The organism is Microbacterium forte (genome assembly GCF_031885415.1).
Classification (GTDB): domain Bacteria; phylum Actinomycetota; class Actinomycetes; order Actinomycetales; family Microbacteriaceae; genus Microbacterium; species Microbacterium forte.
In genome coordinates, this window is record NZ_CP116871.1 from 185,808 (window position 1) to 207,133 (window position 21,326).

A 21,326-nucleotide genomic window follows, 5' to 3' on the forward strand; every position below is an offset into this window, starting at 1 on the left:
CCCGTATGAACGACACGACCTCGCGTCCTGCGCGCATCGGTGTGATGGGCGGCACCTTCGACCCCATCCACCATGGCCACCTGGTCGCCGCGAGCGAGGTCGCCCACTCCTTCGATCTCGACGAGGTCGTCTTCGTCCCCACCGGACACCCATGGCAGAAGTCGGATGTCACCCCCAGCGAGCATCGCTACCTGATGACGGTGATCGCCACTGCATCCAACCCGCAGTTCACGGTGAGCAGGGTGGACATCGACCGTGAGGGGCCGACCTATACGATCGACACCCTTCGCGACCTGAAGGAGAAGCGCCCCGACGCAGAGCTCTTCTTCATCACCGGTGCCGACGCCGTGGCGCAAATTCTCAGTTGGAGGGACCATGATGAACTGTGGGAGTTGGCCCACTTCGTCGCGGTCTCGCGTCCAGGACACGTTCTAAGCACTGACGGCCTCCCCAGCGACAACGTCAGCCAACTGGAGGTGCCGGCGCTGTCCATCTCGTCGACGGCCTGCCGCGTGCGGGTCCGCGACGACGAGCCGGTCTGGTACCTCGTCCCCGACGGAGTCGTTCAATACATCGCGAAGCATCATCTGTATCGGAGCAAGGCATGAGTACATCGGATCAGCAGGGTCACGGTCCGCTGACGCGAAAGCAGCTGCGTGAGATCCGGCTGACGGGTTCCACGCCGGTCATCTCGGTGGAGGAGGCTGCAGCTGCGGCTGCCGTCGCGGCTCCACCCGTGCCGCCGAAGCCAGAGGCGCCCGAGTCGACCACGGTCGAGCCCACCCCGCCGGCCCGGTCAGGCGCGAGCGACACCGAGGGGGAGACCTCCCACGGGACTGTGGGGCTGACACGTCGACAGGTTCGCGAGCGCGAGCGCGCCGCGACGGGATCGGTTCCTGTCGACGAGTCCGATGCTCCTGAGGGATCGGCCCCCGAGAATGCGGCCGAAGAGACGCAGCCCGTCGAGCCCGCATCCGAGCCGAAGACCGAGACTCCCGCGTCCTCTGCATCCGATGATGATGACGAAGACGATGACGACACTGCTGTCGAGGGCCTCCCCGCTCCCGTCAGTGCTTCGACGTCCGTCGAGGCCACGGATGACGACGCTCAGACCGCTCCCGAAGCGGGCGACACCTCTGCGGCCGTGGCCGAACTCGGCATCGACGCAGATCCGGCCGATGCGAACGACGACGTCCTGGCCGATGTGGCCGAGTCCGATGACGTCGACATCGCCGAAGGGGAGCGCCCGACGGTGAACTCCGCCTTCGGGCAGGAGCTGCTCACCGACGGCGCAGAGACCCGCAAGCCCTTCTCACCGTCGTTCGACGAGCTTCTGACCGTCGGTGACTCGACCGGATCGCAGCATCTGGCTCCGAACACGCTCATCTTCAACCCCTCCCCGGGAGACGGGTCGCTGTCTGGCCCGGTCGCCTCCACGGGGGAGATCCTCGTGACCGGCTCGTACGAACTGCCCAAGGGCCTCGGTTCGCAGGGTCACGCGCACGGCACCACAGACGGCAAGGATGTGGACGCCGTGCTGATCGACGGCGAGCTGCCTCCGGCATCGTCGCCCACGCCGATCGCCGCCAGTGCGGCCGTCAGCACCATCAAGCCCGCCGGTGAGGTCATCCGCCCACCCGCCCCCGAAAAGGGCAACAAACTCATGCTCATCCTCGCGATCGTGGCGGGTGGTCTTGCGCTCGCGCTGGGCGTTTCCCTGATCGTCGCCTTCAACTCGAATGTGTTCTAATGCAGTCACCTGAAACCGCCGAAGAGATGCTCCAGCTCGCGGCCGACGCCGCCGTCTCGAAGGGCGGTGAAGATCTCGTCGCCCTCAACGTGTCGGAGCCTCTTCCGCTCGTCGACATCTTCCTGCTCGTCACCGGAAACAGCGAGCGGAACGTCGCCGCCATCGCCGATGAGATCGAGGACAAGCTCATCGAAGCCGGCCACAAGCGGGTCCGCCGTGAGGGTCGTGCGGAGGCCCGCTGGGTGCTCCTCGACTTCGGCGACCTGATCGTGCACGTCTTCCACCAGGAGGAGCGGGTCTACTACGGCCTCGAGCGCCTGTGGAAGGACTGCCCTGTGGTGCCGTTCGAGCTCGCAGACTCCGCTGCAGCAGACCGCGACTGACATGAGCGTCCACCTGATCACCGGTGCCGGTTCCGGCATCGGCTCCGTCGTCGCGCGCCGACTGCTCGATCGGGGCGATCAGGTCGTCGTGCTGGCCCGTGATGCGGGGCGCGCCAAGGAGATCACCGCGGCGCTTCCGGGCGCATCGGCGATCGTCGGTGACCTGGCACAGCCCGGAAGACTGTCATGGGCGCTGTCGAAGCAGGCGCTTCCCGAACGAATCGACTCGCTGATCCATGCAGCGGGCGTCGTCGACCTCGGGCCGGTGGCCGACCTGGCGGCGAACCTGTGGGAGCGTCAGCTCGCCGTGAACCTCGTGGGGCCCGCAGAGCTGACACGCCTGCTGCTGCCGCTGCTGCGTGTCTCCGGTGCTCGAGTGGTGTTCGTCAACTCCGGCGCGGGGCTTCACGCGCACGCAGGCTGGTCGGCGTACGCCGCGTCGAAGCACGGGCTCAAGGCTCTCGCCGACTCCCTGCGGGCCGAGGAGGCCGAGCACGGGGTGCGGGTCACCTCGATCTATCCCGGTCGCACAGCGACGCCCATGCAGGAGCGCGTGCACCAGCAGGAGGGGCGCGACTACGATCCGGAGCGCTTCATCACGGCTGACTCGGTCGCGACGACGATCCTCACCGCACTCGACCTCCCGGACGACGCCGCTCTCACCGACCTGACGATCCGCCCTCGCGGCTGATCCCCTTCCCTGCAGTCTCTCTCGCAGCTGTCAAGCCCCTGTGGGCCTGGGGCGGCACCGTGGATGATGTGCAGTGGGGGAGAAAGTCGTGGAGGGAATCACATGTCCGGAGATCCAGATCCTAGATACGTATTGCATCGTGTCACGCCATCGGAATGGGTGATCAACGACCGACGGTACGAGTCGCACGATCCGCGGCACGTGGTGGCGAGTGTGTACGAATACGCCGACACCGAGGTCGAGGTCGTGTGGCTTCGTGATCTTCCTCTGGCAGTGCGATACGCCACCGCCACCGAAGTCCTCGAAGAGGTCACTCGTGTGCAGGATTCGAGTCGGGCGACGAGGCCCATCGCGATCCCGCACCTGCCACCCCTTCTCTCGAACTGAACAGAGTGCGCGGCAGGACCCGGGGAGGGACCTGCCGCGCACTTCTGCGCCAAGGGGACTCAGGAGTCCTCGCCGAGCGGTCTTTCTGCGGCCAGGCGGTCGGCGGCAGCACCGTCGACCTGGTCGGCATCGGCGTCCGTGTCGAGCACGGGCTCCCCATCGACTTCGCGGTGGGGGACACCGTCGATCTCTCCGTCATCGTCCGGCCGCGGGACGAGCGGGGGTATCGGATTGTTCGTCATCATCGACTCCTCTCGTGGGATGTGAGGGCCACGGTAGGGCGGCTCATCGTCTGAGAGGGAGCGGGTTGACGGATGCAGTCCCGGGGGAGTACCGGGCGCCGTTGCCGACCTTCACAGGCGGACTCAGACCGTCTCGGGGCGCTTCTTGCGGAACGGCTTCGCGGGCGTGTGCGGTCCGTCCCACACGGTGATGATGCCCCAGGCGACGGCGGCGATGGGCACCGAGAGGACCGCTCCCACGATCCCACCCAGGATCGTCCCGGTGGTCAGAGCGAGCAGGATCACGAGGGCATGCAGCTTGAGTGAGCGAGCCATCACGACCGGTTGCAGGAAGTTGCCCTCGAGCTGGTTCACGAGCACGACGATGCCGACCACGATGAGGGCAGCCACCGGTCCGTGTGTGACGAGTGCCACGAGTGCCGCGAGGATCCCTGCCGCGGTCGCGCCGACGAGCGGGATGAACGCCGTGAGGAAGACGATCACGGCGAGGGGCAGGGCGAGCGGGATCTGGAGGATCGCCAGGCCGATGCCGATGCCGAGCGCGTCGGCCGCAGCGACGATCGAGGTCCCGCGGATGTAGCCCCCGAACACATCGACCGTCTTGTCGCCGATGCGGCGGGCGCGGTCGTAGCTGGCTCCGGTGAAGGGACGCAGCAGGAACTCCCAGATGCGCGGTCCGTCCTTGAGGAAGAAGAACAGCACGACGATCATCAGCGCGAGGCCGGTGAAGAAGCTCGCGGTGGCTGAGACGCCGGCCAGCGCTCCGCGTCCGAACGATGCGCTCGTCAGGAAGTCTCCGACGCCGGCCCACACCTCATCGAGGTCGAACGACGCGAGGTTGAACGGCAGGGTGTCGAGCCAGGCCGTCACCTGGGTGATGCCGTCGGTGGCCGAGTCGATGAGGTCGTCCCACTGCGAGCGGACCGTCAGGACGATCACCCAGACGATCCCGCCGAGAATCGCGAGGATCCCGATCAGTGCGATCCACGTCGCCAGGATCGACGGCACCCCGCGACGGCGCATGAGAGCGACGAGCGGGTGGATGGCCGAGGCGAGGATGAGCGCGATCGTCACCGGGATGAACACCAGCGAGAGCTGAGTGATCACCAGGACGCCGACGGCGACCAGGGCGAGCACCGACAGCGTCTGCAGGCTTCGGGTGGCGGCGAGTCCGACACCGCGTGACCAGAGGCCGGGTTCTGCGATCGGCCGCGGGCCGTCTGATGGCGGGGACGACATGATCCCCTGTCGTCGGAACAGTCCCAGCACGTGCGTCCTCCACCTCGTCGAAGACCGTCTCACTGACGAGGACGGCCTGGCCTTTCTATCCGGAGCAGCAGACGATGGCAAGTCCCTGGCGCTCCGCCGCGTGATGACCCGTCTATGACACGCGTTCGCCGAGCCTCCACCGACGCTGAGCAGGGGCAGACGAAAAGAAGGCCCCGCGATTTCTCGCGGGGCCTTCTGTATGTGGACCTGGGGGGACTCGAACCCCCGACCCCCTGCATGCCATGCAGGTGCGCTACCAGCTGCGCCACAGGCCCAGAACTGCTTCCTCAGTGCTCGAAGCAACTTGAACAGAGTACTACACGGATCGCGCGCAACACCAATCGACGAGGGCCTCCCGGGCGCGTCGCGTTAGGCTCGACGGCATGACGACGATCAACGCGATCACACAGGGGGACTTCGACGAATGGTCGGGTCTGTGGCGCGGATATCTGACGTTCTACGGCACCCAGCTCTCGGATGAGATCACGGCTGACACGTTCCGGCGGCTCGTCGAGGATGGGGAGCTGCACGGCGCCGTCGCCCGCGACGATGCCGGACGCGCTATCGGCATCGTGCACTGGCTCACCCACCCGGCGACGTGGAGCAGGTCTGCGTACTGTTACCTCGAGGATCTCTATGTCGATACGGCATCGCGAGGCTCCGGAACGGGGCGGCTGCTGATCGCGCACGTGCGGGGCTGGGCCGCGGAGCACGGATGCGAGAAGGTCTACTGGCTTACTCAGGAGACCAACATGACGGCTCGCGCGCTCTACGACAGCGTGGCGACGCACACGGGGTACACCCACTACCAGATCGCACTCTGAGGCCTGCGGAACAACGGCGCGATCGCGGGTGTTGTCACCACCGTGAGCATCCTGGACAGCGTCGTGATCGGCGCCGGTCAGGCCGGTCTGTCGGCCTCCTTCCATTTGACCCGTCTGGGCATCTCCCATGTCGTGCTCGACTCGGATTCCGAGCCAGGGGGCGCGTGGCGGCACCGGTGGGATGCGTTGACGATGCGCGACGTGCATGGAGTGGCCGAGCTGCCGGGGGAGTCACCTCCTCCGCGTGACGGACAACGCGCCAACGTCGCCGTCCCGGCATACTTCGCCGCCTACGAGCATGCTCACGGTCTGCCGGTGGTCCGACCTGTCCGCGTCGACCGGGTGATCGACGACGACGGGTTCCTTGTGGTCCATGCCGGCGACCGGCAGTGGCGCACTCGCACCCTCGTCAACGCCACCGGCACCTGGACGCATCCGTTCCTGCCGCACTACCCGGGCATGGAGACGTTCCTCGGCGAGCAGCTGCACACGGTCGACTATCCGGGACCGGAGCACTTCGTGGGCAAGCGGGTCCTGGTCGTGGGCGGAGGTGCGTCGGCCGTCCAGTTCCTCGGAGCCCTCGCACCCCTCACCGACACGCTCTGGGTCACGCGTCGCGAGCCGGTGTGGCGCGACGATGAATTCACTCCCGAGGCCGGGGCAGCGGCGGTCGCTCTCGTCGAACAGCGAGTCGCACAGGGGCTGCCTCCGCAGAGCGTCGTGAGCGTGACCGGACTCATGCTGCGACCGCAGGAGCGCGAGGCCGAGCGTCTCGGGGCGTACGCCGCACGCCGTCCGATGTTCGCTCGCATCGAACCGGACGGCGTCCGCTGGGCCGACGGCTCGTTCGAGCGCGTCGACGTGATCCTGTGGGCGACAGGATTCCGACCCGCCATCGCGCACCTCGCCCCGCTGCATCTGCGCAGTGCGGCCGGCGGCATCCAACTCGACCGTGGAGGCCGCGGCACGACAGCGGTGCAGGATCCGCGGGTCCAACTCGTCGGCTACGGCCCATCGGCGAGCACGATCGGTGCGAACCGGGCGGGGCGCTCGGCGGCGAAGGGCGTGCAACGCGCGCTGGCGAGGGAATCCCTGCGCACCTCGTAGAACGGCCGGGACGGGACCGTCTCCCGGGCGCGTGATCGAGCGACACCCCGTCGCTACGCTGAGGGCATGATCCGCATCGTGCTCCTGGTCGTCTGGCTGCTGCTGTCGGCCTGGCTCGTCATCTGGACCGGAGAGGGTCTCTTCGGTGTGAACCAGCGGGAGTCGATCCTCCCGTTCTCGGGAGAGGACACCCTCGGAGGGCCGATCTTCATCGGGGTCGCATGGGGACTGCTCCTCACCTTCGGAGGCACGATGTCGGGCTTCGGTCGCCGCCGGAAGGTGAGGGGCGAGTCACAGATCGGCGTGGGCCGCCTCGTCGAGATCTCGAGAACCGGTCTGACGGTGAACGATGTGCCCCAGTACGACCTGTTCATCCGAGTCACCCCAGGAGTGGGCGAGGACTTCGTCGGGCAGCTGCGGATGCTCGTCGATCACAGCGAGATCGGGGCCCTGCAGGTCGGGCAGCCGATCCCGGTCCGATACAGCCTCAGCGATCAGGACACGGTCGAGCTCGCCGACATCACCGACCCCGCGGTGCGGGACGCGATGCTGCAGTGGCGGATCGAACGGGGTCTGATCGACCCTCGTCTGGTGAGAGCGCGAACGAGTGGCACGCAGGTGCCGGCATCCGTGCTCGAGGTGCGCCCCACCGGACGCCGCCTCGAGGGGCAGAGCGAGCTGGCGCTCAAGGTGCTCATGGCACCGGAGGGCGCCGCGACCTGGGAGGCCGACACGACGGTGTTCGCCTTTCCCGAGGCGATCTCGCGATTCCAGGTCGGCGCGCCGATCTGGGCCTTCTATCGACGCGAGGATCCGCACACCGTGGCCGTGACGGTCGAGAAGGAGGCCGGACGATGAGCGTTCTCGACACTCTGATCTGGCTGATCAACTTCCCGGCCTCGCACGGATACGCGATGGTGTTCATCGCCGGGTTCTCGATCCTCGGACTGTTCGCGATGTCCGCACCCGGTGCAGCGCCCGGCGTCGCGCTCCGACGCCTCCGCGAGCGTGAGGGGCTGCTGCACGGTGAGAACGCGGCGCGGGGGTGGGCAGTTGGCACGGCCCTGCGGATCGTGTTCCGGATCCTCGCGTTCGTGATGGTCGCGAACCTCGTGATCGGCATCCTGAGCCTCACCGGCGTCCCCATCACGCGTGCGTACATCCATGAGCACGGTCAGCCGACGACCGGGACCATCGATGGCGACTGGGTCACCTTCACGACATCTTCGGGCATCGAGTACACGATCGAGAGCAACTTCTTCACTCCTGCGGTCTACCCTGATCGCGACGCGTACCTGCCCTACGGCGAGCCGGTCGTCGTCCGGTATCTTCCCGGGCACCCTCAGGCGTTCGTCATCGACAGCTCGCAGGGGCCGCGCTGAGCGCATGCCCGAGCCGACGTCGGCGCAGGCGCGTAGGGTGAAGACATGTCGCGAATCATCGTCTTCGGCGGCCACGGCCGCATCGCACTCCTCCTCGCCCCGATCCTCGTCGCCCGCGGCGACGAGGTGACCTCGGTCATCCGCAATCCCGACCATGTCTCAGAGGTCGAGGCGACGGGGGCGCACGCGCTCGTCGCGGACGTCGAGACCCTCGACACCGACGCGCTCGCGGAGATCATCCGCGGACACGACGCCGTGGTCTGGTCGGCGGGGGCCGGTGGCGGCTCTCCTGAGCGCACCTACGCCGTCGACCGCGACGCCGCGATCCGCACCATGGATGCCGCCGAGGCTGCCGGTGTGAAGCGCTATGTCATGGTCTCCTGGCTCGGCTCCAAGGCCGACCACGGAGTGCCCGAGAGCGACGGCTTCTTCGCCTACGCCGATGCGAAGTGGGCGGCAGACGAGCACCTGCGATCGACAGACCTCGACGGCACGATCCTCGGCCCCGGCACGCTCACGTTCGACGAGCCCACGGGTCGCGTCGTCCTCGATCCCGAGGGCAAGGGAGAGGTCGCCCGCGCCGATGTGGCAGCCGTGATCGCCGAGGTCGTCGGCAACCCGTCGACCTTCGGCCGCACCATCAGATTCGGAAACGGCACGGACGACACCGCGGTGCCCATCGTCGACGCCCTCAGCGCCTGAGGCCATGCGGCGGCGTCGCTTCGGGGCGGTCGGAGCGGCGGTGATCGCCGGCCTGGCTCTGGCATCCGCACCCGCGTCCGCATCGACGCACGACACAGTACGTGTCGACGACGTCCGGTCGGCTGTCTCCGCTTCGGGAACGAATGACCACGCAGCGGCCCTCGTCTCGGAGATGACGACGGCCGAACAGGCGGCGAGCATCGTGATGGGGCACATTCCTACGACGGATGCCGCAGCCCTCCACGCGTATATGCAGCAGGGCATCGGCGGATTCATCCTGATGGGAGCGAACGTCCCCGCGACGGATGACGAGCTGCGAGCTCTCACGGCCGCTCTCACCGTCGATCCTGCACTGCCGCCGCTTGTCGCGATCGATCAGGAGGGCGGGATCGTGTCGCGCCTCGGGAGCGATGTGTTCCCGGCCTCGACCGGTCTCAAGTCGCAGCCGGTCGCGGACGCAGAGGCGGCCTTCTCCGCCCGGGCCGCGCTGGTGGCGAAGGCCGGGATCACCGTGAACTTCGGCACGGTCGCAGACATCACGGCCGATTCGACCTCGTTCATCTACGGTCGGGCACTCGGAACCGATCCTCAGACTGCCGCAGAGCGGGTCGTGGCCGCCACGGAGGCGCAGGAGCAGGTCATCGCCTCCACGCTGAAGCACTTCCCCGGTCACGGTGCGGCGCCGGGCGACTCCCATCAGGCGATCCCGACGACCGGTGAGACCCTCGACGAATGGCGTGCGACCGATGCGGTGCCGTTCGTCGCCGGTGTGGACGCCGGTGCCTCACTGCTCATGTTCGGTCACCTTGCCTACACGTCGGTGGATCCGGCCCCTGCGTCCCTCTCGGCGCGCTGGCACGAGATCGCCCGGGAGGAGCTGGGCTTCGACGGAGTGATCGTGACAGACGACCTCGGAATGCTGCAGTCCTCGGGGATTCCGGAGTACTCCGACCCGGTGCGCAACGCGGTGTCGGCGGTCGTCGCCGGAACCGATCTCGTGCTCATGATCGCGGGCTCCACGCCCGACACCGCCGGCCAGATCGTGCAGGGGCTCACTGCGGCGGTCGATGCAGGCTCGCTCCCCGCCGATCGCCTCGCCGAGGCGGCGACACGGGTGATGTCGCTGCGCCTGCAGTCGATGTCGGCGACGACGGACTGGGCGCTGTGCCCGGAGTGCGAGCCGGTGGGCTGACGCGTCAGCTCGCGACTGCGGCGGGCTCACCCGAGCCGAGCCACGCGTGCAGGAGTTCGCTGCGAAGACGCGTGCCTCGCTCGGCGAAGACGCGCTGCTGACGCACGTAGTCCGCTTTGCCCTCGGCGGTCTCGATCGGCACGGGCACGATGCCCCACGGTGCCAGATCATAGGGAGCGGCCTGCATGTCGAGAAGGCGGATGTCCCTCGCGAGCTCGAACGCATCGAGCAGCAGATCGCCCGGCACCAGAGGGCCGAGCTTGACCGCCCATTTGTACAGGTCCATGCCGGCGTGCAGACAACCCGGCTGCTCGAACAGAGGCTGGTCGTCGCGGGTCAGCTCTGTGCGGTTGCGCGGCACCGCTTCGGGCGTGAAGAACCGAAAGGCATCGAAATGCGTGCACCTGAGGTCGTGACTCTCGACGACGAGATCGGTGCCCGCCTGTCCGAGACGCAAGGGCACCGGATGCCTGTGTTCGTCGGCACGGTAGACCATCGCCCACTCGTGCAGCCCGAAGCATCCGAACTGACCGGGGCGCGAGGCGGTGCGGCGCAGCATCCGCTCTACCAGATCGGCGAGGTCCGCCTTCTCGCGCGCGAACACGGCGGCATCCGCGATCGCACCGTCTTCGGTCCTGCCGGGGGAGTACCAGCGCCACGTCAGCCGCTCGGGGGCCTGCTCCAGCTCGATCCCGGCGCCCGGGTGCCACCGACGCAGCTGCGCAGGCTTGTAGCTGTAATAGGTGAAGAGGAAGTCCCACACCGGGTGCTTCTCGCCTCGGGCAGCCCGCTCCCTGTGCTCTGCCGTGAGCGCGTCGGCTCTCGCCTGGTGCGCTCGCTCACGCTCCAGCCAGTCGGTCCGCGGAAGCGACGTGATCATGTCAGCGGAGGATGCCGGCTTTGCCGAGCAGGTCACGGAGTCCCGCGCCGTCTTCGGCGCTGACCCACGGGGCGACGCCTTCGGCATGCTGCTCGTGACCGGCGCGTCCACCCGCGAGAACCGCCTCGGCCGGCAGCAGTCGACGGATGGCGACGCCGGCGATCGAATCGGGGTGCTCGTCCATGAACTCCGAATAGATGGACTCGTCGTGCTGGCCGTCGTCGCCGATCAGCAGCCACTTCACGTGCGGGAACTCGGTGGCCAGGCGACGCAGGTTGGTGAGCTTGTGCTCTCGGCCGCTGCGGAACCAACGGTCGTGCGTGGGACCCCAGTCGGTGAGGAGCATGGAGCCTGCAGGGAAGAGGTGGCGCCCGAGGAAGCGCCGGAGCGTGGGGGCCACATTCCAGGCGCCGGTCGACAGGTAGACCATCGGGGCGCCCGGGTACTCGCGCAGCACCTGATCGAGAAGCACGGCCATACCCGGGACGGGGATGCGCGCGTGCTCGTCGACGACGAACGAGTTCCAGGCGGCGATGAACGGACGGGGGAGAGCCGTCACCATCACGGTGTCGTCGACGTCGGAGACCACGCCGAAGTGCGTCGACTCGGCGACGATGAACGCGGTCGTCTCGACCGGATCCTGTCCCTCGACGGAGAACGTGAACGTCTGCCACCCGGGCTCGAGGTCGGCGTGCACGACCGAGTCGATCACCCCGCCTCGGTCAGCGACGACGTAGTGCGTCGAGTCGCCGATCTGCACGGCGACCTTCGCGAAGCTCACCGGGATGCCGACGAAGCTCCGCCAGCCGCGGACGCTCGCCGGCTCGCCGTCTTTCGTGCTCCGCGCGGGCGGGACGATGAGCACGCGTCCGACGACTCGTACCCACCCGGGCCCGCCGTAACCGGGGAAGGGGAGGATGGTCGCGGTACGACCGCGACGGCGCGCTCGTCCCTCGCGCCACACGTGGAGGCGGTGTTCGAGGCGCGCGAACCAGTGGATCCGGGGCGCCGGAGGTGACGAAGCCATTGCTTCAGTCTTTCACGTCGGTCGAGTCCTTCGTGTCGGAGATGTCGAGGTGACGCGACTCGAGGCGCGAGATCACCTTCTTGCCGACGAATACAGCGATGAGGAAGAGCGCGATGATGCCGACGAAGATGTACCCCGCGTAGTGCACCCGGTCGGCGAGCTCATCGAAGCTGCCGGCGGCGAGCGACGTGATGCTCACGTAGGCCGTCGCCCAGAGCAGGCAGGCGGGCGCCGTCCACGCGAGGAACCGGCGGTACGAATAGTGACTCATGCCCACTGTCAGGGGCACGAGAGAATGCAGCACGGGCAGGAAGCGCGAGAGGAAGATCGCGATGCCCCCGCGGCGCGCGAGGTACCGCTCGGCGCGCACCCAGTTCTCCTCACCGACCCGACGACCGACCCAGGAGGCGCGGATGTGGGGGCCGATCCATCGCCCCAGCCAGAAACCGATGCTCTCGCCGATCAACGCGCCGAGCACGACGGAGACGACCATCGCCACGGCCTGAGGGAGGCTGGTGATGCCGATGGATGCGACGAGCACGACCGTGTCGCCGGGGAAGACGAGACCGATCAGAACGCTGGTCTCGAGCATCACGGCGAGCCCCGCGACGAGCGTGCGGGCGACCGGGTCGATGGACCGCATGAAGTCGATCAGCCACGGCACGAACTCGTCCACTCCTTGAGAATACGGGACTCGCCGCGGCCTAGGCTGAGAACGTGCCCGAACCTCTGAGCGCCCGCGTCCTCGGCGACCGGGTGGCGCCCGAAGCGCTCTTCCTCGCGCTCGAGCGTGAGTGCGCAGACGTGTTCTGGCTCGACGCCGGGGCCGATGCGTCCGAAGGATGGAGCTTCATCGGAACCGGCCTTGCGTCGTCATTCCCCGGGGACGTCCGACTGGACGTCGGCACTGCTGCTTCCGACGCGGGCCCGCTGCTGCGGGGAGGGTGGGTCGGGTGGTGCGATTACGAGAGCGGCGCCCGAGCAGCGGGAGCCCCCGTCTCGGAGGCGGCCGACGTGCCGGGCGGGGCCTGGCTGCGGATCTCCCGGCTGGCCGCGTTCGACCATGCGACCGGTGACGTCTGGGTGGCCGCGGCCGAGACGGATCTCGAGGAGTGGGGCGTCTTCGTGACGTACGCCGCGGCGATGACGGCACTCGACGGCGAACCGGCCCTGCATGATGGCGCGTCGAGGCACGTCGAGGCGCGGCACACTCCGACCGAGTACGCCGCACTCATCGAGCGCTGCCGCGAGCTGATCCGGGCGGGAATCGCCTACCAGCTGTGCCTGACCACGCGCTTCACCGTCCCCGGGGTGCACGACGGCGTCGCGGTCTATCGACGACTCCGCGCGGCCACCCCGGCGCATCACGGCGGTTTCATCCGCATCGGCGGTCGCTCGCTGCTCAGTGCCAGCCCAGAGCAGTTCCTCCATGCGGAAGACGGAGTCATCCGCACGCGTCCGATCAAGGGGACGCGACCCCGTGGCCGCGATGACGCGCACGACGCCGCACTCGCGTCCGAGCTCGCCGTCGATGCGAAGGAGCGCGCCGAGAACGTCATGATCGTCGATCTGATGCGCAACGACCTGTCGAGGGTCTGCGAACCGGGGTCGATCCGTGTCGACGCGCTGTGGGCGGTCGAGACCTATCCGGCGGTGCATCAGCTCGTCAGCACTGTCAGCGGCACCGCGGCCGCAGGCACGACGGCGAGTGCCCTCCTCGAGGCATCCTTTCCTGCCGGCAGCATGACAGGCGCGCCGAAGCTCTCGGCGATGACGCGTCTGCACGACCTGGAGGGCGCGCCGCGGGGTGTGTATGCCGGATGCTTCGGGTATATCGGCGATGACGGGGCACTCGATCTCGCGATGGTCATCCGCAGCATCGTCCTTGACGGTGCAGAGGCGGTCGTCGGTGCGGGCGGCGGGATCACGTGGCGATCGGTCGCCGCATCCGAGGTCGCAGAGGTCGCGACGAAGGCGCGCGCACCCCTCTCGGCGCTGGGAGCGGAAATGCCTGCGGCCTGGGCTTCCGATATCCTGAACTGATCCCCTTTTCCCTTCAGATTGGTCGTGCGTTCGTTGTCTGAGAACCTGTCCACCTCTCCCGTCGACGAGGAGACCTCCTCGGCGCACGCTATCCAGGCCAAGTGGCAGAAGTACTGGGCGGAGAACGAGACGTTCCTCACCGGCGGCGATGACGACAAGCGGCCCCGCCGCTACGTGCTGGCGATGTTCCCGTACCCCTCGGGCGACCTGCACATGGGTCACGCCGAGAACTACCTCTACTCCGACATCGTGGCCCGGTTCTGGCGCCACCGCGGGCACAACGTGCTCAACCCGATCGGCTGGGACTCCTTCGGTCTGCCGGCCGAGAACGCGGCGATCCGCCAGGGAGCCGACCCGCGCGAGTGGACGTACCAGAACATCGCCCAGCAGAAGCAGGCGTTCCAGAACTACGGCGTCTCGTTCGACTGGTCGCGCGTGCTGCACACCTCTGACCCCGAGTACTACCGCTGGAACCAGTGGCTGTTCCTGAAGCTGCACGAGCGTGGCCTGGCCTATCGCAAGAAGAGCGCCGTCAACTGGTGCCCGAACGACCAGACGGTGCTCGCGAACGAGCAGGTCGTCGACGGGCGCTGCGACCGCTGCGGCGCCGAGGTCGTGAAGAAGAAGCTGACGCAGTGGTACTTCAAGATCACGGACTACGCCGACCGTCTGCTCGACGACCTGAACCAGCTCGAGGGCTTCTGGCCGCACAAGGTGCTGCAGATGCAGCGCAACTGGATCGGCCGCTCGATCGGCGCCGACGTCGATTTCCGTATCGAGGGACGCGAGGAGCCGGTCACGGTGTTCTCGACGCGGCCTGACACCCTGCACGGCGCGACCTTCTTCGTGGTCGCTCCCGACTCCGACCTGGCGTCCGAGCTGGCGGCGGATGCTCCTGTCGAGGTGCGCGAGCGCTTCCAGAAGTATCTGGCCGATGTGCAGAAGACCACAGATGTCGACCGTCAGGCGACGGATCGCCCGAAGACCGGCGTCTTCCTCGAGCGGTACGCGATCAACCCTGTCAGCGGCGAGAAGCTGCCGGTCTGGGCGGCCGACTACGTGCTGGCCGACTACGGGCACGGAGCAGTGATGGCCGTGCCTGCGCACGACCAGCGCGACCTCGACTTCGCGCGTGCCTTCGACCTGCCGGTCAAGGTCGTCGTCGACACGACGGCTCCCATCACCGGCGCAATGCCGGTCATCGAGGTCGACGAGGAGGGCGTGCCGATCGACACCGGCGCGGCACTCGACGAGCAGAACCCCGCGACCACGGGCATCGCTCTGACCGGCGAGGGACGGATGATCAACTCCGGCCCCCTCAACGGTCTGTCGAAGCGCAACGCGATCGCCCGCGCGATCGAGCAGCTCGAGGCCTCCGGAACGGGGCGTGCGGCGAAGAACTACCGGCTGCGCGACTGGCTGATCTCTCGCCAGCGCTTCTGGGGAACGCCGATCCCGATGCTGCACGCCGAGGACGGCCGGATCATCCCCGTGCCTGAAGACCAGCTGCCGGTGAAGCTGCCCAGCGTCGAGGGACTCGACCTGAAGCCCAAGGGATCCTCGCCTCTCGGCGCGGCCGAGAGCTGGGTGCGCACGGTGGACGCCGCCAGCGGCGACCCCGTGCTGCGCGACCCCGACACGATGGACACGTTCGTCGACAGCTCGTGGTACTTCCTGCGCTTCCTCTCGCCGAACAGCGACACCGTGGCATTCGATCCGGCTCAGGCCGCCCGCTGGTCGCCGGTCGACTCGTACATCGGCGGCGTCGAGCACGCCATTCTGCACCTGCTCTACGCGCGCTTCATCACCAAGGTGCTGTTCGACATGGGGCTGATCGACTTCACCGAGCCCTTCTCGAACCTGATCAACCAGGGCATGGTCCTGCTCGACGGCGCGAAGATGTCGAAGAGCAAGGGCAACCTGGTGCTCTTCGAAGAGGAGCTCGACGCCTACGGTGCCGATGCACTGCGTGTCGGCCTCGCGTTCGCCGGCCCGGTCGAAGATGACAAGGACTGGGCAGACGTCTCGACCACGGGCGCCCAGAAGTTCCTGGCGCGTGCGCTGCGGATCGCCCGCGAGGTGTCGTCCCCGGTCGACGTGGTGTTCGCCGGAGGCGACTCGGCGCTGCGCCGTGCGACGCACAAGCTGCTCGCCGATGCTCCGGCCCTCGTCGAGCAGACGAAGTTCAACGTCCTCGTCGCGCGTCTGATGGAGCTGGTCAACATCACCCGCAAGACCATCGACGGCGCTGCAGGTGCGGCTGATCCGGCTGTCCGCGAAGCCGCCGAGACGGTCGCGGTGATGCTCGACCTGATCGCCCCGCACACCGCGGAGGAGATCTGGGAGATCCTCGGTCACGAGCCCTCCGTCGGTCTCGTCACGTGGCGGTCCGCCGACCCGGCTCTCCTTGTCGAAGACACGGTGACCGCTGTCGTGCAGGTGGGCGGCAAGGTCCGCGCCCAGCTCGAGGTGCCGGCGCGCATCGGCGAGGCCGAGCTCGAAGCACTGGCTCGCGCCGATGAGCGGGTCATCCGTTCGATCGGCGACCGCGAGATCATCAAGGTCGTCGTGCGCGCTCCGAAGATCGTCAGCATCGTCGTCAAGGGCTGATCCCGCGGTTCATCACCGCCGACTCATCCGCTCTGCACATCCGGCCGCCCGCGGGGGTTCTCCCCGATGGGCGGCCGGACGTCTTTCCTCCCTCTGCGGGCCCCTTAGCGTTGTCGGATGCCCGAGTCCCCGTCTGCGTCGACACCCCCGCGACGGCTGAGGCTGGGCGTCGGCGCAGCGATCGTGCTTGCGCTCGTCGTGCTCTCGGCCGCAGTCGGGCTCGGGTTGATGCGGGGCCAGGCCGCACCCACGGAGTCCGTGCCGCTGTCGAGCGGAGGTGAGAGGACCGCAGGCTCATCGGGCGAGCTGTACGTCCATGTGCTCGGAGCCGTCGCGAATCCTGGGCTCTACGTCCTCGACCTCGATGCGCGGTTGGTCGACGCGGTGGCTGCTGCCGGGGGAACGACCGAAGACGCCGACCTTGCCGCGATCAATCTCGCCCGCGTGCTCTCGGACGGCGAGCAGATCATCGTGCCGGTGGTCGGAGCAGCTGCTGCAGACACAGGAGGATCCACGCCTGGCGATGACCGAGTCGATCTCAACACGGCTGATCAGGCAGCGCTCGAGACTCTGCCGCGTATCGGTCCTGCGCTGGCGGAGCGCATCATCGCGTGGCGAGAGGAGAACGGGCGGTTCGCCTCGGTCGATGATCTGCTCGCCGTGCCGGGCATCGGAGAGAAGCTGCTCGCCGGCATCCGTGACGGGGTGCGCGTGTGACGCGCGAGGGATCGCCCCCGGAGCTGGTCGGGCTGCCGCACAGCTCGATCGTCCCGTCGTCGTCGTCGCACGTGGGAGTGACAGACTGAGCAGCCGGAGGGGGAGTCATCATGGCTGCGAAGAACGGGACGAAGAAGAAGGCATCCGCGAGGAAGTCCTCCGGGGGGATCGCCTCCCCGATGGATGCGGAGTCGGTCGAGCTGATCCCGCGTCGCTGGTGGTGGGTGCTTCTCTGCGCCGGGGTGCTCTCGATCGCGCTCGGCCTCGTCATGGCGGCCGTCTACAGCATCCCCTACGCGATCGATGAGCCCGGACGCATGAATCTGCCTTTCGTGGACGAGTACCCCACTGTCGTCGAGATCCTGCTCCGCCGTTCATCGCATTCTTCATCGGAGGAATCCTCACGTTCCTGGGCGAGCTCCTTCGTCGCGGGACGATGATCAAGAACGAGGTCACCAATGTCGCCGTCTTCCGACCGCTCCCTGTCGTCGTCCACGCTGCGTGGATCCTCCCGCCGTTCGTCGCGTGGCTGATCGCGATGCCCTGGGTGCTCTCTCTGCTGGTCCGGCACGCGGATGCGAGGCAGGACGCGATGATCCTCGACGCGGAATCGGATGCCGTGTTCCTCATCGGCGTCTACGGAGGCCTTGCCGCGCTGATGACCGGAGCGGTTGTGGGATCGCTGTTCAAGAAGCTCTGGTTCCTCGCCGTGGTGCGGCGATTCGGTGTTCCCGACTCGTCCTCGGCGTTCTGGTGGAGCTTCTCGTTCTACTGGCGGCTCGATGTATGGCTCGTCGCGCTGGGTGTCCTCCTGCTCGGTCTGGCGCCCCTGCCGTGGCAGCTCACCAGCGCCGGAGGCACAGCACTGACGTTGGGTGGCGGAGCGGCGCTCTTGACGCTCGGCCTGCTGACATGCACGCAGTTCTTCAGAGCGGGTATGCCGTTGGGCGTCGGCGTGTCCGTCACCGGAGGTTACCGATCGCTGCTGACGCCTCGTCGGCCGTGACCGCGAGCTGTGACGTCATCGCACGTCAGCCGTGAAGCGCAGCGGTGCTCCCCGAATACCCCGCGTCAGACAGCACCGCACGCGCGGCACGCTCGCCAGACGCGAGGGCGCCTTGAATCGACGCGGTGTCTCGATGGTCCCCTGCGACGTACAGGCGCTCGGCGTAGCGCGGCGGTCGCGCTGCTCCGAGGGGTGCCGGTTGGGCCGGGAGCGCGTCTTCGATGTCGTCGCGCCGTATCAACTCCCATGTGCTGGTGTCTGCACCCCAGATCTCACTCAGGTGGCGGCGGACTTCGTGCTCTTCGGCCGGATCGCCGCCGCGTGGCAGCAGGCATGTCGCGGCGATGAGGTGGCGTCCGGCCGGCGCGTACGAGGGCACTGTGTGCGTCATCACGACGGTGTTGACGACGGGGCCGCGGTCTCGGCGTCCATCGACGGTGAGCAACGCGGACCCGGTCGGTGGTTCGGCGGCGGCGAACCACCATGTCTGCAGGCCGTTCGTGACGGGAGCGAGAAGTCCGGTGAGACCGGCGACGTCGTCGGGACCGACCGCGACGACCACCCGAGCGGCTCCGACGGAGTCGCCGTCGGCCAGTGCGACCCGGACGCCATCGCCGGGCGCCGATATCCGCTCCGCACGGGAATCCAGACGGATGTCGGCGCCCGCCGTGCGTGCGCGGGCGGCGAGCTGCTCCGGGACCGCAGCTATCCCTTGTGCGGGCAGGCCAGGGCGGCCGAGCGCGAAGTACCGCACGAGCAGCCGGGCGAACGCGTTCGACGTCTCGAACTGGCTCTCCGCCAGGACCCCGGCGAGGAACGGCTCGAGCACGGCGGTGCGGAGCGGGCCGCGGAGCCCCACGGCATCCCAGCCCTCGCGCACCCTGACATCGTTCCGGGCGAGCCGAGAGAGCGGACGCACCAGAGCCGGCGCGGCCCAGCGTGCCAGCGCGACGGCATCCCGACCGTTCACCAGGCCGCTGCGCAACGACGTGCCGATCGACAGCGGGTGCCGCAACGGATGCCGCAGCTCGGCCATCCCATCCGCGGTTCGCACCCCCACACCGACCGGGAAGGTCCCCAGCGCGAGCGCGTCGAGATCGACGCTGCGGCGGAGCGCCGGGTAGGCCGGATTGAGCACCTGGAAGCCGCGATCCAGCCGGAACCCGTCGATGATGTCGGTGCGCTGGCGTCCCCCCACAGCATCCGCGGCGTCGAGGACGACGACATCGAGTCGCCGTGTGGAGAGCAGCCCGGCGCATCGGAGCCCCGCGAGTCCTGCGCCGATCACGATCACATCATGCATTCGCGACTTCCTTCCCTCGGCGGATCGTCGCCGGACCCCGGCCGATCGCCGCGCCCCGGCGTATCGCCGCGCGCCCATCGCCGTCGATTCGATCCAGCGTCCGCTCCATGGCACCAGCGTACGGGGACGCCCAGGCGGGCAGCGTGATTCGGCGTCTTCCGCACATCTGTCCCCCGAACGGCCGATACCGGAGGCTGGGGACGTGCGAGAGGATGAGATCTTCTGAGGATTGCGAGCGACAGGTGGGGCGCGATGAGGGTCACTCGATGACGGCACCCGAGCAGCCGGTGGATGGGCTGTCCGATTTCGCGGAGCTCATGGCGCACGAGCAGGAGTTCAGCGGCGATCGGATCGACCCGGCGGTGCGCAGAAGACGCAGACGACGAGGGCTCATCATCACCGCTGTCTGCCTCGTCGCGCTGCTGGCCGTGACCGGAGGCTACGTCGGGTGGGCACTCACTGCGCCGGTGAATCCGCCGGCGGTGACCACTCGCGCACCGCAGGTCCCGGTCGGGGAGGCTGCTGCCATCGCCACGCATACGGCCGCGGCGTCGGCGATCAGCATCGCCGGCGCCGATGCCTATCTGGGCGAGGGGGCAAGCGGGACCTGGTCGGCGACAGGGACGGGCGAACCGCTTCCGATCGCGAGCATCACCAAGCTCATCACCGCCCTGGTCATCCTCGACGCGGCGCCGCTCACCTCGGCGGATGACGCAGGGCCCACCATCACGTTCGGCAAGGCAGACCACGATCTCTACGACGTGTACTACGTGCAGGGAGCGACCATCGCTCCGATGCCCACCGGCACCTCGATGTCGCTGCACGATGCCCTGGCCGTCATGCTCATCCCCTCGGCGAGCAACTACGCCGAGGCGCTGTCATCGCAGATCTTCGGCTCGCAGAACGCGTTCCTCGCCGCGACGCGCGACTGGCTCGCAGCGCACGGACTCTCTGGAACGACGGTCGCGGAGCCCACGGGCATCAGTCCACGCAACACGAGCACGCCCGCCGACCTGCTGGCCATCGCGAAGCTCGCTGCCGCGCATCCGGCGATCGCGAAGATCGTCGCGACATCGTCGGTCTCGATCCCCGGCGCCGGTCCGCTGCACAACACCAACGATCTCCTCGGCACCGCGGGGATCACGGGTCTGAAGACCGGGAACCTGGGCGAGGGCACGCACAACCTGCTGTACACGGCGACACTCGACGTGGGCGCGGCCGATCCGCTGGCGGTCACCGGCGTCGTCCTCGGGGGATCATCGCACGCAGCGGTGAACGCCACGGTGATCGCCGAGCTCGAGAGCATCCGCTCCGGCTTCCACCAGGTGCCCGTCGCGACCGAGGGCCAGGAGGTCGGATCGATCTCGACGCCCTGGGGGTCTGCCGCCAAGATGGTCATCGCCGAAAGCGCGTCGATCTTCACCTGGTCGGACACGCCGATCGAGCTGACGATGGACATCGACACCCCGCCCACGTACCGCGACGGCACGGTCGTGGGCAGTGTCACCTGGACAGCCGGACCGAATACCGTCACCGCTCCCGTGGAGATCGCGGGGAGCATCGACCAGCCCACCGAGTGGTGGCGGCTCACCCACCCGTCCGAGCTCGGCTCCCTGATGGATGCCGGGGACTGAAGCTGTTCAGCAACACGGGGACTGCAACCATGGCGATCTCGCACCCGATCCTCGTGCTGGGACATTGACAGCAGTGCTGGCTGTGCCGCCTCCCCTCAGCTAGCACCAAGTGCGGCCGCGCACTCCTCGAGGTCGTGCAGGAGCCGCCATGGAGTCGCTCGATGCTTCTGCACACTG

Annotated in this window: 23 protein-coding genes and 1 tRNA gene; 17 read left to right on the forward strand and 7 right to left on the reverse strand. The window is 68.1% G+C overall.

Features of this window, described 5'->3' with window-relative positions; genetic code table 11:
• The first annotated feature begins 5 nt into the window (after positions 1 to 5).
• From nadD to OB895_RS00930, 5 genes are all read left to right on the forward strand, one after another.
• Entirely contained in the window at positions 6 to 608 is a 603-nt protein-coding gene (gene nadD / locus OB895_RS00910; RefSeq protein ID WP_042537707.1) for a nicotinate-nucleotide adenylyltransferase, read from the forward strand.
• Positions 605 to 1,750, forward strand: coding sequence for a hypothetical protein (locus OB895_RS00915; RefSeq protein ID WP_042537706.1), 1,146 nt, complete (start codon positions 605 to 607; stop codon positions 1,748 to 1,750). The genes nadD and OB895_RS00915 overlap by 4 nt, the downstream gene beginning before the upstream one ends.
• Complete coding sequence (rsfS, locus tag OB895_RS00920; RefSeq protein WP_042537705.1) at positions 1,750 to 2,133, forward strand: ribosome silencing factor; 384 nt, start codon at positions 1,750 to 1,752, stop codon at positions 2,131 to 2,133. The genes OB895_RS00915 and rsfS overlap by 1 nt, the downstream gene beginning before the upstream one ends.
• A 1-nt stretch (position 2,134) precedes the next feature.
• Entirely contained in the window at positions 2,135 to 2,824 is a 690-nt protein-coding gene (locus tag OB895_RS00925; RefSeq protein WP_042537702.1) for an SDR family oxidoreductase, read from the forward strand.
• A gap of 159 nt (positions 2,825 to 2,983) precedes the next feature.
• On the forward strand, positions 2,984 to 3,211 hold the full coding sequence (locus OB895_RS00930) for a hypothetical protein (RefSeq protein WP_309689262.1): 228 nt from the start codon (positions 2,984 to 2,986) through the stop codon (positions 3,209 to 3,211).
• Positions 3,212 to 3,270: 59 nt separating this feature from the next.
• Here OB895_RS00930 and OB895_RS00935 read toward each other — a convergent pair whose 3' ends face one another.
• From OB895_RS00935 to OB895_RS00945, 3 genes are all read right to left on the reverse strand, one after another.
• Complete coding sequence (locus OB895_RS00935; RefSeq protein ID WP_042537784.1) at positions 3,271 to 3,453, reverse strand: hypothetical protein; 183 nt, start codon at positions 3,451 to 3,453, stop codon at positions 3,271 to 3,273.
• Positions 3,454 to 3,576: 123 nt separating this feature from the next.
• Positions 3,577 to 4,692, reverse strand: a complete 1,116-nt coding sequence (locus tag OB895_RS00940) for an AI-2E family transporter (protein WP_153302212.1) — start codon at positions 4,690 to 4,692, stop codon at positions 3,577 to 3,579.
• 232 nt (positions 4,693 to 4,924) lie between these two features.
• Positions 4,925 to 4,997 (reverse strand) — tRNA-Ala (locus tag OB895_RS00945).
• Between the two features lie 108 nt (positions 4,998 to 5,105).
• Between OB895_RS00945 and OB895_RS00950 the strand changes: the two genes are divergently transcribed.
• The 6 genes from OB895_RS00950 (at position 5,106) to OB895_RS00975 (ending at position 9,929) form a co-directional block, all read left to right on the forward strand.
• Entirely contained in the window at positions 5,106 to 5,546 is a 441-nt protein-coding gene (locus OB895_RS00950; RefSeq protein WP_079113027.1) for a GNAT family N-acetyltransferase, read from the forward strand.
• 42 nt (positions 5,547 to 5,588) lie between these two features.
• Positions 5,589 to 6,653, forward strand: coding sequence for an NAD(P)-binding domain-containing protein (locus tag OB895_RS00955; RefSeq protein ID WP_079113026.1), 1,065 nt, complete (start codon positions 5,589 to 5,591; stop codon positions 6,651 to 6,653).
• Positions 6,654 to 6,719: 66 nt separating this feature from the next.
• On the forward strand, positions 6,720 to 7,511 hold the full coding sequence (locus tag OB895_RS00960; RefSeq protein ID WP_079113025.1) for a hypothetical protein: 792 nt from the start codon (positions 6,720 to 6,722) through the stop codon (positions 7,509 to 7,511).
• Positions 7,508 to 8,035, forward strand: a complete 528-nt coding sequence (locus tag OB895_RS00965; RefSeq protein WP_079113024.1) for a hypothetical protein — start codon at positions 7,508 to 7,510, stop codon at positions 8,033 to 8,035. The genes OB895_RS00960 and OB895_RS00965 overlap by 4 nt, the downstream gene beginning before the upstream one ends.
• Before the next feature lie 45 nt (positions 8,036 to 8,080).
• Positions 8,081 to 8,737, forward strand: coding sequence for an SDR family oxidoreductase (locus tag OB895_RS00970; protein WP_042537688.1), 657 nt, complete (start codon positions 8,081 to 8,083; stop codon positions 8,735 to 8,737).
• A 4-nt stretch (positions 8,738 to 8,741) separates the two neighbouring features.
• Positions 8,742 to 9,929: a glycoside hydrolase family 3 N-terminal domain-containing protein gene (locus tag OB895_RS00975; RefSeq protein ID WP_228385525.1), complete on the forward strand. Its 1,188-nt coding sequence runs from the start codon at positions 8,742 to 8,744 to the stop codon at positions 9,927 to 9,929.
• A gap of 4 nt (positions 9,930 to 9,933) precedes the next feature.
• Here OB895_RS00975 and OB895_RS00980 read toward each other — a convergent pair whose 3' ends face one another.
• From OB895_RS00980 to OB895_RS00990, 3 genes are read right to left on the reverse strand one after another with little or no spacing between them, the layout of a single operon-like run.
• Positions 9,934 to 10,809 carry a hypothetical protein gene (locus OB895_RS00980; protein WP_042537683.1) on the reverse strand — a complete coding sequence of 292 codons (876 nt, stop codon included), beginning with the start codon at positions 10,807 to 10,809 and terminating at the stop codon, positions 9,934 to 9,936.
• Position 10,810: 1 nt separating this feature from the next.
• Positions 10,811 to 11,836, reverse strand: coding sequence for an App1 family protein phosphatidate phosphatase (locus tag OB895_RS00985; protein WP_042537681.1), 1,026 nt, complete (start codon positions 11,834 to 11,836; stop codon positions 10,811 to 10,813).
• 4 nt (positions 11,837 to 11,840) lie between these two features.
• Entirely contained in the window at positions 11,841 to 12,512 is a 672-nt protein-coding gene (locus tag OB895_RS00990; protein WP_042537680.1) for a DedA family protein, read from the reverse strand.
• Positions 12,513 to 12,553: 41 nt separating this feature from the next.
• Between OB895_RS00990 and OB895_RS00995 the strand changes: the two genes are divergently transcribed.
• The 5 genes from OB895_RS00995 (at position 12,554) to OB895_RS01015 (ending at position 18,212) form a co-directional block, all read left to right on the forward strand.
• Complete coding sequence (locus OB895_RS00995; RefSeq protein WP_052492850.1) at positions 12,554 to 13,879, forward strand: anthranilate synthase component I family protein; 1,326 nt, start codon at positions 12,554 to 12,556, stop codon at positions 13,877 to 13,879.
• A gap of 33 nt (positions 13,880 to 13,912) precedes the next feature.
• On the forward strand, positions 13,913 to 16,489 hold the full coding sequence (gene leuS / locus OB895_RS01000) for a leucine--tRNA ligase (protein ID WP_042537777.1): 2,577 nt from the start codon (positions 13,913 to 13,915) through the stop codon (positions 16,487 to 16,489).
• Positions 16,490 to 16,606: 117 nt separating this feature from the next.
• Entirely contained in the window at positions 16,607 to 17,206 is a 600-nt protein-coding gene (locus tag OB895_RS01005) for a ComEA family DNA-binding protein (protein WP_042537679.1), read from the forward strand.
• A gap of 110 nt (positions 17,207 to 17,316) precedes the next feature.
• On the forward strand, positions 17,317 to 17,646 hold the full coding sequence (locus OB895_RS01010) for a hypothetical protein (RefSeq protein ID WP_042537678.1): 330 nt from the start codon (positions 17,317 to 17,319) through the stop codon (positions 17,644 to 17,646).
• Positions 17,643 to 18,212: a hypothetical protein gene (locus tag OB895_RS01015; protein WP_042537677.1), complete on the forward strand. Its 570-nt coding sequence runs from the start codon at positions 17,643 to 17,645 to the stop codon at positions 18,210 to 18,212. Before OB895_RS01010 ends, OB895_RS01015 begins: the two co-directional genes overlap by 4 nt.
• Positions 18,213 to 18,237: 25 nt before the next feature.
• On the opposite strand, the gene OB895_RS01020 is transcribed toward OB895_RS01015, so the two are convergent.
• Positions 18,238 to 19,515: an FAD-dependent oxidoreductase gene (locus tag OB895_RS01020; protein ID WP_311878641.1), complete on the reverse strand. Its 1,278-nt coding sequence runs from the start codon at positions 19,513 to 19,515 to the stop codon at positions 18,238 to 18,240.
• A gap of 266 nt (positions 19,516 to 19,781) precedes the next feature.
• Here OB895_RS01020 and OB895_RS01025 point away from each other — a divergent pair, with 266 nt between their 5' ends.
• The gene (locus OB895_RS01025; protein WP_079113996.1) at positions 19,782 to 21,149 is read left to right on the forward strand and encodes a D-alanyl-D-alanine carboxypeptidase family protein; all 1,368 of its coding nucleotides are present in this window, start codon (positions 19,782 to 19,784) and stop codon (positions 21,147 to 21,149) included.
• Positions 21,150 to 21,326: the final 177 nt, after the last annotated feature.